The organism is Bradyrhizobium sp. 61, from assembly GCF_023073075.1.
Classification (GTDB): domain Bacteria; phylum Pseudomonadota; class Alphaproteobacteria; order Rhizobiales; family Xanthobacteraceae; genus Bradyrhizobium; species Bradyrhizobium barranii.
Window position 1 is genome coordinate 1 of record NZ_JADPIU010000069.1, and the last position, 9918, is coordinate 9918.

The 9918-nt window shown below is 64.8% G+C and carries 9 protein-coding genes; 7 read left to right on the plus strand and 2 right to left on the minus strand.

Annotation, left to right across the window (positions count from 1 at the left end):
- The first annotated feature begins 213 nt into the window (after positions 1 to 213).
- From IVB46_RS26625 to IVB46_RS26655, 7 genes are all read left to right on the plus strand, one after another.
- Positions 214 to 1077 (plus strand): xanthine dehydrogenase family protein subunit M, encoded by an 864-nt coding sequence (locus tag IVB46_RS26625; protein WP_247343813.1) that lies wholly within the window; start codon positions 214 to 216, stop codon positions 1075 to 1077.
- A gap of 13 nt (positions 1078 to 1090) precedes the next feature.
- Positions 1091 to 1591 carry a (2Fe-2S)-binding protein gene (locus IVB46_RS26630; protein WP_247315450.1) on the plus strand — a complete coding sequence of 167 codons (501 nt, stop codon included), beginning with the start codon at positions 1091 to 1093 and terminating at the stop codon, positions 1589 to 1591.
- Entirely contained in the window at positions 1588 to 4008 is a 2421-nt protein-coding gene (locus tag IVB46_RS26635; protein WP_247315447.1) for an aerobic carbon-monoxide dehydrogenase large subunit, read from the plus strand. Before IVB46_RS26630 ends, IVB46_RS26635 begins: the two co-directional genes overlap by 4 nt.
- A 153-nt stretch (positions 4009 to 4161) precedes the next feature.
- A complete protein-coding gene (locus IVB46_RS26640; protein ID WP_247315445.1) occupies positions 4162 to 5028 on the plus strand; it encodes a MoxR family ATPase in 867 nt (288 codons plus the stop codon).
- Positions 5025 to 6233: a VWA domain-containing protein gene (locus IVB46_RS26645; RefSeq protein ID WP_247315442.1), complete on the plus strand. Its 1209-nt coding sequence runs from the start codon at positions 5025 to 5027 to the stop codon at positions 6231 to 6233. Before IVB46_RS26640 ends, IVB46_RS26645 begins: the two co-directional genes overlap by 4 nt.
- A gap of 11 nt (positions 6234 to 6244) precedes the next feature.
- A complete protein-coding gene (locus IVB46_RS26650) occupies positions 6245 to 7084 on the plus strand; it encodes an XdhC/CoxI family protein (RefSeq protein WP_166103535.1) in 840 nt (279 codons plus the stop codon).
- A 10-nt stretch (positions 7085 to 7094) separates the two neighbouring features.
- Positions 7095 to 7553, plus strand: coding sequence for a carbon monoxide dehydrogenase subunit G (locus tag IVB46_RS26655; protein ID WP_247315879.1), 459 nt, complete (start codon positions 7095 to 7097; stop codon positions 7551 to 7553).
- 146 nt (positions 7554 to 7699) lie between these two features.
- Here the strand turns inward: IVB46_RS26655 and IVB46_RS26660 are convergent, their stop codons facing one another.
- Positions 7700 to 8734 carry an ATP-grasp domain-containing protein gene (locus IVB46_RS26660; protein ID WP_247315440.1) on the minus strand — a complete coding sequence of 345 codons (1035 nt, stop codon included), beginning with the start codon at positions 8732 to 8734 and terminating at the stop codon, positions 7700 to 7702.
- Positions 8731 to 9759, minus strand: coding sequence for a putative zinc-binding metallopeptidase (locus tag IVB46_RS26665; RefSeq protein ID WP_247315438.1), 1029 nt, complete (start codon positions 9757 to 9759; stop codon positions 8731 to 8733). The genes IVB46_RS26660 and IVB46_RS26665 overlap by 4 nt, the downstream gene beginning before the upstream one ends.
- Positions 9760 to 9918: the final 159 nt, after the last annotated feature.

The following is a 9918-nucleotide window of genomic DNA, read 5'->3' on the forward strand; positions in this document are numbered from 1 at the left end:
GTATGGCGGCGGCCACTTACCCTCCCCCTCCAGGGGAGGGTAAGTGGCCGCCGCCATACGTCGCTACCCCTGACGCAATTCGTGCGTTCCCCGCCGCAACTCGTGCGAAATCCGCTGTTCCGTGCCCGAATAGTTGCGGCGGCCCCAACGTAAGAGTGAGCCTCCCCTCAACGTCCGCGCCGTCACGCGCCAGAGGACGACGAGGAGGAGATGATGATCCCAGGCTCATTCAGCTATCACCGGCCGGCGAGTGTCGCCGATGCCGTCAAGCTCTTGTCAGACCTCGGCGAGGATGCCCGGCCCCTGGCTGGCGGGCACAGTCTGGTGCCGATGATGAAGCTTCGGCTCGCCACCCCCGCCCATCTGATCGACCTGCACGGCATCGCCGCCCTCAAGGGCATCAGCCGCGACGGCAACAATCTCGTCATCGGCGCGATGACCACCCAGCACGAGCTGCTGGCCTCCGACGAAATCGCCCAGTCGATGCCGATCCTGCATGAAGCGGCACTGCTGATCGCCGACCCGCAGGTGCGCTACCGCGGCTCGATCGGCGGCAATGTCGCCAATGGCGATCCCGGCAATGACATGCCGGCGCTGATGATGACCTTGGGGGCAACCTATCGCCTCGAAGGCCCGGGTGGCTCCCGCGACGTCGCGGCGGCCGACTTCTATCAGGGCGCCTATTTCACCGCGCTCGAGCCCGGCGAGATCCTGACCTCCGTCTCGGTTCTCGTGCCCGCGGCCGGCCACGGCTACGCCTACGAAAAACTCAAGCGCAAGGTCGGTGACTACGCCACCGCCGCCGCCGCCGTGGTTCTCACCATGTCCGGCGGCAAGGTCGCGACCTGCGCGATCGGGCTCACCAACGTCCACGAGACGCCGCTGCTGGCTGCCGATGCCGCCAAGGCCGTGATTGGCACCAGCCTCGATGCGGCGACGTTGAAGAAGGCCGCCGCTGCGGCCGCAGCGATCATGGCGCCAGCTGCGGATGCCCGCGGCCCGGTCGAATACCGAAAACATGTCGGCGGCATCATGGTGACGCGCGCGCTTCAGCGCGCCGCCGCTGTCGCGAAGTAAGGGAGAGGGATCGATGGCTAAAACACACGTCACCATGAAGGTGAACGGCGCCGAGGTCGAAGGCCTCGTCGAGCCGCGCACGCTGCTGGTGCATTTTATCCGCGAGAATCTGCAGATGACCGGCACCCATATCGGCTGCGAGACGACGCATTGCGGCGCCTGCACCGTCGATATCGACGGCATGTCGGTGAAGTCCTGCACCATGTTTGCGGTGCAGGCTGATGGCAGTGACATCACCACGATCGAAGGCATGGCCAATGCCGACGGCACGCTGTCGGCCTTGCAGGAAGGTTTTCGCATGATGCACGGCCTGCAATGCGGCTTCTGCACGCCCGGCATGATCGTCCGCGCGCACCGGCTGCTGAAGGAAAATCCCTCGCCGAGCGAGTCGGAAATCCGCATGGGCATCTCCGGCAACATCTGCCGCTGCACCGGCTACCAGAACATCGTCAAAGCCATTCAATACGCCGCCGCAAAAATCAACGGCGTGGAATTCCAGGAGGCCGCAGAATGAACGACCTCACTCCCACGCGGGAACAACGTACTGCCGCACTCGAAGGCATGGGCTGCAAGCGCAAGCGCGTCGAGGACATCCGCTTCACCCAGGGCAAGGGCAATTACGTCGACGACGTCAAGCTGCCCGGCATGCTGCACGGCGACTTCGTCCGCTCGCCGCATCCGCATGCGCGCGTCAAGAAGATCGACGACAGCGCGGCGCTAAAGGTGCCCGGCGTGCTCGCGGTCATCACCGCTGAGACGCTGAAGACCGTGAACCTCGCCTGGATGCCGACCTTGGCCGGCGACGTGCAGATGGTTCTGGCCGACGGCAAGGTGCTGTTTCAGAATCAGGAGGTCGCCTTCGTTGTCGCCACCGACCGCTATGCGGCCGATGACGGCATCAACGCGGTTGTCGTCGAATACGAGCCGTTGCCGCCGCTGGTCGATCCCTTCAAGGCGATGAATGCGGATGCGCCGGTGCTGCGCGAGGACCTCGTCGGCAAGATGTCCGGCGCGCATGGTCCGCGCAAGCACGACAACCACATCTTCGAGTGGACCGTCGGCGACAAGGACCTCACAGACGCCGCCTTTAGGAAGGCGGAGGTCACGATCAAGGAGATGATCTCCTATCACCGCACCCATCCGTCGCCGCTCGAAACCTGCCAGTGCGTCTGCTCTTTCGACAAGATCAAGGGCGAGCTGACGATCTACGGCACGTTCCAGGCCCCGCACGTGATCCGCACCGTGGTGGCACTGATCGCCAAGCTGCCGGAGCACAAGATCCACGTCATCGCGCCCGACATCGGCGGTGGCTTCGGCAACAAGGTCGGCGCCTATCCCGGCTACATCTGCGCGGCCGTAGCCTCCATCGTCACCGGCAAGCCGGTAAAATGGGTCGAGGACCGCATCGAGAACCTCACCGCGACCTCGTTCGCGCGCGACTATCACATGACAACCGAGGTCGCCGCGACCAAGGACGGCAAGGTGACGGGCCTGCGTGTGCACGTGCTCGCCGATCACGGCGCGTTCGATGCCTGCGCCGACCCGTCGAAATGGCCGGCGGGCTTCTTCAACATCGTCACGGGATCCTATGACTTCCCGACCGCGCATCTGGCTGTCGATGGCGTCTACACCAACAAGGCGCCGGGCGGCGTCGCCTACCGCTGCTCGTTCCGCGTCACGGAAGCCGCCTACTGCATCGAGCGCGCCATGGATATTCTGGCGCAGAAGCTCAACATGGACCCCGCTGAACTCCGGCTGAAGAATTTCATCAAGCCGGAGCAGTTCCCGTATCACTCGGCGCTCGGCTGGGAATACGATTCCGGCGACTACCACACCGCCATGCGCAAGATGATGGAGACGACCGGCTACGCCGCGCTCCGGAAGGAGCAGGCGGAGAAGCGCGCCGCGTTCGCACGGGGCGAGACCCGCGAGATCATGGGGCTCGGCATCTCCTTCTTCACCGAGATCGTCGGTGCTGGCCCGTCGAAGAACTGCGACATCCTTGGCATCGCCATGTTCGATTCCTGCGAGATCCGCATGCACCCGACCGGTGCCGGCATCGCGCGCATGGGCACCAAGAGCCAGGGCCAGGGTCACGAGACCACCTGGGCCCAGATCATCGCGACCGAGATCGGCATTCCCGCCGACAACATCATGGTGGAGGAGGGCAACACCGACACCGCACCTTACGGGCTCGGCACCTACGGCTCGCGCTCCACACCGGTGGCGGGCGCCGCGATTGCAATGGCTGCGCGAAAGATCAAGGCCAAGGCGCAGATGATCGCAGCCTACAAGCTCGAGGTCCACGAAGACGACCTCGAATTCGACATCGACGGCTTCCGGGTGAAGGGCCTGCCGGAAAAATTCATGTCGATGAAGGATATCTGCTGGGCGGCCTACAACTCGGTGCCTCCGGGTATGGAGCCGGGGCTGGAGGCGGTCAGCTATTACGATCCGCCCAACATGACCTATCCATTCGGTGCCTATCTCTGCGTGATGGACATCGATGTCGATACCGGCGTGTACAAGGTCCGGCGCTTCTATGCGCTCGACGATTGCGGCACCCGCATCAACCCGATGATCATCGAGGGCCAGGTGCATGGCGGCCTCACCGAAGCTTTCGCCATCGCGATGGGCCAGGAGATCCGCTACGACGAGGTTGGCAACGTCGTCACCGGCTCGTTCATGGACTTCTTCATGCCGACCGCGGTGGAGACGCCGCATTGGGAAACCGACTTCACCGTCACCCCGTCGCCGCATCACCCGATCGGCGCAAAGGGCGTCGGCGAAAGCCCGAATGTCGGCGGCGTGCCGGCCTTCTCCAACGCCGTCAACGACGCGTTCTCGTTCTTAGGGTCCACGCACATCCAGATGCCGCATGATTTCTGGCGCAACTGGAAGGCGGCGAAGGATCTGGGCGCGGTGGCGTAGGGTGATTGGCGAGAGCCGGGCCTTCATCCTTCGAGACGCGGCGTACGCGCCGCTCCTCAGGATGAGGTCATAGATCCTCATGGTGAGGAGCGCGTCTTCGCGCGCATCGAACCATGAAGGCCACGGGACGTGCGGCATTCAGTTCGAGGGCCAATGAAGAATCGAGACGAAATCGCGCATGCCTTGGCCGCATCGGGCTACATCGCCGATGCGGACCTCGCGACTGCGATCTCGCTGATGCAATTGTTGCGGCGTCCGCTGCTGCTCGAAGGCGAAGCGGGCGTCGGCAAGACGGAAGTGGCGAAAGCACTTGCAAAAGTGCACGCGACCGAGCTGATCCGGCTGCAATGCTACGAGGGCCTCGATCAGTCCTCCGCGCTCTACGAGTGGAATTACCAGCGCCAATTGCTGGCGATCCAGGCCCATCGTGGCAGCGATAGCATCGAGGACCAGGTGTTCTCGGAAAAATACCTGCTCGAGCGCCCCTTGCTCGCCGCGATCCGCCGGCCGAAGGCGCCGGTGCTGCTGATCGACGAGATCGACCGGGCCGACGACGAGTTCGAGGCCTTCCTGCTGGAATTGCTGTCGGACTTCCAGGTCTCGATCCCCGAGCTCGGCACCATTCCCGCAATCACCATCCCGCATGTCGTGCTGACCTCGAACGGCACGCGCGAGCTCTCCGACGCGCTGCGCCGGCGCTGCCTCTATCATTATGTCGACTATCCCGACGTCGACCGCGAGACCCGCATCATCCTGGCGCGCGTCATGGGCGCCAGCCCGTCGCTGTCGCTCCAGATCGCGCGCATGGTCGAGGGTGTGCGCAAGGAGGAGCTGCGAAAAGTCCCCGGTGTCGCGGAGACGCTGGATTGGGCGGCGGCTCTCGTCGGCCTCGACGTAACCAATCTTCACGACGCGCCCGAGACTGTGCATGAGACGCTCGTCTGCCTGTTGAAGACTCACGAAGACCGCGCCCGTGTCACGCCAGAGGTGACGCAGCGCCTGCTGGGAAAGGTCGCATGAGCTGCTGTGGCTCCAGCCCCGGATATGATGACCTCAACGAGGTCTCGCGCCTCGTCTCCGCGAAGCTTGCGGCGTTCCTGCGCACGCTGCGCGAGGCCGGCTTTCGCGTCGGGCTTGCCGAGGGGCAGGATGCGGCGACGCTGATGTCATCGCGCTATGCGGCGCGGCCGGGTCTGCTGCGCGCGGCGTTCAAGCACCTGTTCTCGGCACGCAAATCCGACTGGGACAAGTTCGACGGTCTGTTCGACGCGTTCTGGTTGGGCAAGCGCGTGCGCTCGCGCTCCCGCACGATTGGATCAACGCCGGGCGCCAGCAATCCCTCGCTGAAGAGCTTGCGGGATGCCGCGGCAGAGCAGGGCAGTAACCAGTCCGCCGTCGACCAGCTTCCGTCCTCCGACGACGCGCCGGAAGGCCGCTCCGGCGAGGGCCGCATGGAAGGTGCTTCACGCGCCGACAATTTTGCCGAGGTCGATTTCCGAAAGCTGAGCGATCCGGACCAGGTCGCGCAGGCCCATGAGGCCGCAGCAGCGCTCGCCAAGGCGATGCGCACGCGGCTCACCCGCCGCGACCTCGCGCGCCGGCGCGGCTACCGGCTTGATCTCCGCCGCACCATCCATCGGAACATCAGCCATGGCGGCGTGCCGATCAGCCTGGTGAAACGCCAGCGCAAGGACAAGCCGTTGCGGCTCGTCGTGCTGCTCGATGCCTCCGGCTCGATGAGCATGTATACCGCCGTGTTCCTGCGCTTCATCCACGGTGTGCTCGACCAGTTCCGCGAGGCCGAGGCGTTCCTGTTCCACACGCGCCTCGCCTACGTCTCCGACGCGATGAAGGAGAAGGACGCCGGCCGCGCGCTCGACCGGCTCTCGATCATGGCGCAAGGCGCGGGTGGCGGCACCAGGATCGGCGAGAGCCTGCAAACCTTCAATCGCTGGCACGCCGCGCGCGTGATCCATTCCCGCAGCTGCGTGATGATCGTGTCCGACGGCTACGAGACCGGCGATGCCGCATTGCTTGGCCGCGAGATGGCGGCGCTGCACCGGCGCTGTCGCCGCATTGTCTGGCTCAACCCGATGATGGCGTGGGAGGGCTACACGCCCGAAGCGCGGGGCATAAGAGCTGCGTTGCCGCATGTCGATCTCTATGCGCCCGCGAATTCGCTGCAAAGCCTGCGAGCGCTCGAACCCTATCTGGCGAAGCTTTGAGGAGGCTTCCGATGACCGCTCATGTCGAAGTGCTTGATGTAGTCGCTCAGATGAAGGCCGCCGAGCGTGCCTTCGTGCTCGCGACGGTGGTGCGCACGGTGTCGGTGACCGCGGCGAAGGCTGGCGCCAAGGCGATCATCGCCGCCGACGGCACCATCGTCGCGGGTTGGATCGGCGGGGGCTGCGCCAAGGGCGCGGTGCTGAAGGCGGCGCGCGAGGCGCTCGCCGATGGCGAGCCGCGGATGGTCTCGGTGCAGCCGGAGAATTTGCTGGCCGAGCTCGGCGTCAGCGCGGGCGAGAGCCGCGACGGCATTCGCTTCGCCAGCAACATGTGCCCGAGCAAGGGCACGATGGACATCTTCGTCGAGCCGGTGCTGCCGCATCCCTCGCTCGTCATTCTCGGTGCGAGCCCGGTGGCGCTGTCGCTTGCGGCGCAGGCGCGCGTGCTCGGCTATCACGTCACGCTCGCCGCGCCCGCTGCCGATCGCACGGCGCAGCCGGATGCCGATGCGGTCATCGATGGTTATCACCTCGGCGAGCTCAACGACGCGAAGCGATTCGTCGTCGTCTCGACGCAAGGCAAGGGTGATGAAGCCGCCTTGCGTGCCGCGGTCGCGACCAGAGCCGACTACCACGCCTTCGTCGGCAGCCGCCGCAAGATGGCTTCGTTGCGCGCCAAGCTTCTCGCGGAAGGCACTAATGCCGCCGCGATCGATGATTTCAAGGCGCCGGCCGGCCTCGATCTCGGCGCGATCACGCCGGAGGAGATCGCAATGTCGATCCTCGCGGAGATCACAAGGGAACGCCGGCGTGGCCAGCGCGCGGCCAATCAAACAGCAAGCAGAGAGTGAGACACCGATCATGCAGATGAACGACAGCCAGCGAATTCCCGCCTCACGCGAGCAGGTGTGGGCGGCGCTGAACGATCCCGCTGTGCTGAAGCAGTGCATCCCCGGCTGCCAGTCGCTCGATGTGACCGCCCCGAACGAGATGACCGCGACGGTGGTCTTCAAGGTCGGCCCGGTGAAGGCGACGTTCAGCGGCAAGGTGACGCTGTCCGATTTCGATCCGCCCAACAGTTACCGTATCTCAGGAGAGGGCTCCGGCGGCGTCGCCGGCTTCGCCAAGGGTGGCGCGGTGGTGCGGCTGGAATCCGAGAGCGCCGACGTGACGGTGTTGCATTACGAAGTCGATGCGCAGATCGGTGGCAAGCTCGCGCAGTTGGGAGCGCGGCTGATCAATTCGACCGCGACGAAGCTGGCGGGGGAGTTCTTCAAGTCATTTGCCGACGTGGTGAGCGCGAAGGCCGAGGCAGGCTAGCTGCCGTAGGGTGGGCAAAGCGACTTGTCCGCCGTAGCTCGAAGAGCGAAGGCGGAAGCGTTCCCACCATTCTCTATCGCAAACAAAGAAGGTGGGCACGGCGCTTTGCGCCTTTGCCCACCCTACGATAGTCGCGCAAGCCGCCATCACCCCAGCGACACCCCCGCCTTGGCCCGGCTGATCCCCAGCGTCAGGATGCGCTGCAGGAGATCCGGATATTTGAGCCCGGCATGTTGGGCCGCCGTGGCGAACTCCTGGCTCTTGGCGATCTCGGGGTTGGGATTGGCTTCGATGAAATACGGCGTGCCGTCGGCGGCGAGACGAAAATCGATGCGCGCGTAGCCGTCGAGGCCAAGCGCCCGGTAGATGCGCTTCGCGGCGCGCTGGATGCGCGCGGTGACTTCGGGCGCGAGGTCCTTGGCCGGTCCGTCGACGATGCCGAGCTTCTCCTGATAGTCGGTGTCGTGCTTGGCTTTCTCCGTGGCGATGTGCCGTGATCTGCGCCCGCCCATGCTGCCGAATTTCAGTTCCCAAACCGGCAGGACGCGCAGCCGGTTGTTGCCGAGCACGCCGACATAAAGCTCGCGCCCCTCGATGAACTGCTCGGCGATCGCGGCGGATTCGACCCGCTCGTGGATGAAGGCGACGCGCTCCGCGAGCTTCTCGTCGGTATCGACGATCGAGGCCTGCGAGATGCCGAAGGACCCGTCCATGTTCAGGCTCTTGACGATCAGCGGCAGCGCAAGGCGCGTCGGGCGATTCACCTTGCGGCGCATCGGGAAGACGGCGAAGGCCGGCGCCGCGATCCGGCGGTGATGCACCAGCGTCTTGGACAAATCCTTGCCGCGCGCCAGGATCAGGCCGCGCGGATTGCACCCGGTATAAGGGACCTTCATCAGCTCGAGATAGCTGGCGATGTGCTGGTCGTAGGCGACGTTGTTGTGGAATTCCTCCAGCAGCGTGAAGACCACGTGCGGCTTGAATTCTTCGATCGCCTCGCGGATCGGCTTGATCTCGTCCTGCGCACCGAGAGCGCGAACCTCGTGGCCGGCCGCGCGCAAGGTGCTCACCACGTCGTATTCCGTTTTCCACGCGTTGATTTCCTGCGGCGTGTATCCGTCGGAGGAGTCCGGAGGCATGAAGTCCGGATGCATCAGCACCAGAATGCGTGAGCGTCTCATAGCGCGATCCATTTGCGCCGAGACGGGCCAAACAGCGCGTGCATCGTCTTGGCGGTCACGAGGACGGTGAAATCGAGAACGAGCTTCTGTTCGGGGCCGACGGCGCGCAGGTCGAGCTCACGGCAGCGGGAGATCATATCATCGAGCACGGCATCGAGCGTGAGCTGGTTCTCGCCCGTCCACCGCGCGACCAGCTGCCTGATCTGCGCGCGGTGCCGCCTGATCAGCGCCGAAGCCGGCTTTGAGCGGTGATGCCGTGGATCGGCTGAAAACAGCCGGGAGAGGTCGCGGTCGTAGGTCTTCGGCGCTGTGAAGGCGTAGAACGCCTGCTTCTTCTTGTAGTGCTCTTCGAGCGTCTGGCTGAGCCGGCCCAGCGTATCGACACGCTCCCGCGTCGTGATCAGCGGCCGCTTTCCCGCAATCTCGTGCATCAGCTCGTCGACATATTCAAGCTTCTTCAGTGCGGGCCAGCCCGCATATCGCGTCCGCCAGTTCGAGCGCGGCCGCAGCCACACCGCAAAGGTCTCGGCGAAATCTTCATCCGGATGGCTCTGCGCGTACCAAAGCCGGAGATGCTGGACGTAGCGCCTGCTGGCAGGATTGGGCCGGTAGTAGCGCGGATAGTGTTTCGATGACGGGCCGAACAGCTGCTGCCAGCGCCGGCGGCGCTGCAGCTGATAGCCGTGCTGCACGGCATGGCCGGCCTCGTGACGGAGGATACCCATGCACTCGCGCCAGGTTCCGCCCTCGACGTCGAACATCATCTTCTTCTCGAGCTTCATCAGACGGGGATGCGCGAGATAGAAGGGGATGGCGATGCCCGGCACATCGCCCGGACTGAACCATTCGCTCGATATCCATGTGTGCGGTCGCAGCCGGATGCCCCGCTCTTCGAGCTCCTCATGGAGCGTGCTGACGCAGTCCTCGAGCCAGGTGCCTTTGACCGTAACCCTCAGGCTGGAGAGGCGCTGCTTGAGCAACTCGTCATCCGACAGCTTCTCCCAGGCAAATTTCCGGCGCGGCATCAGGAATCCAGGGGGGCAGAGATGACTCGGTATCCGGATGATGTCATGGGCGGTCGTTGGCAACAACCCGTGGGGGCCGCGTCGTAAGGGACGGACGGCGCTCGCGCTCCCTCGCCCCGCTTGCGGGGAGAGGGTGGGGTGAGGGGGACTCTCCACGAG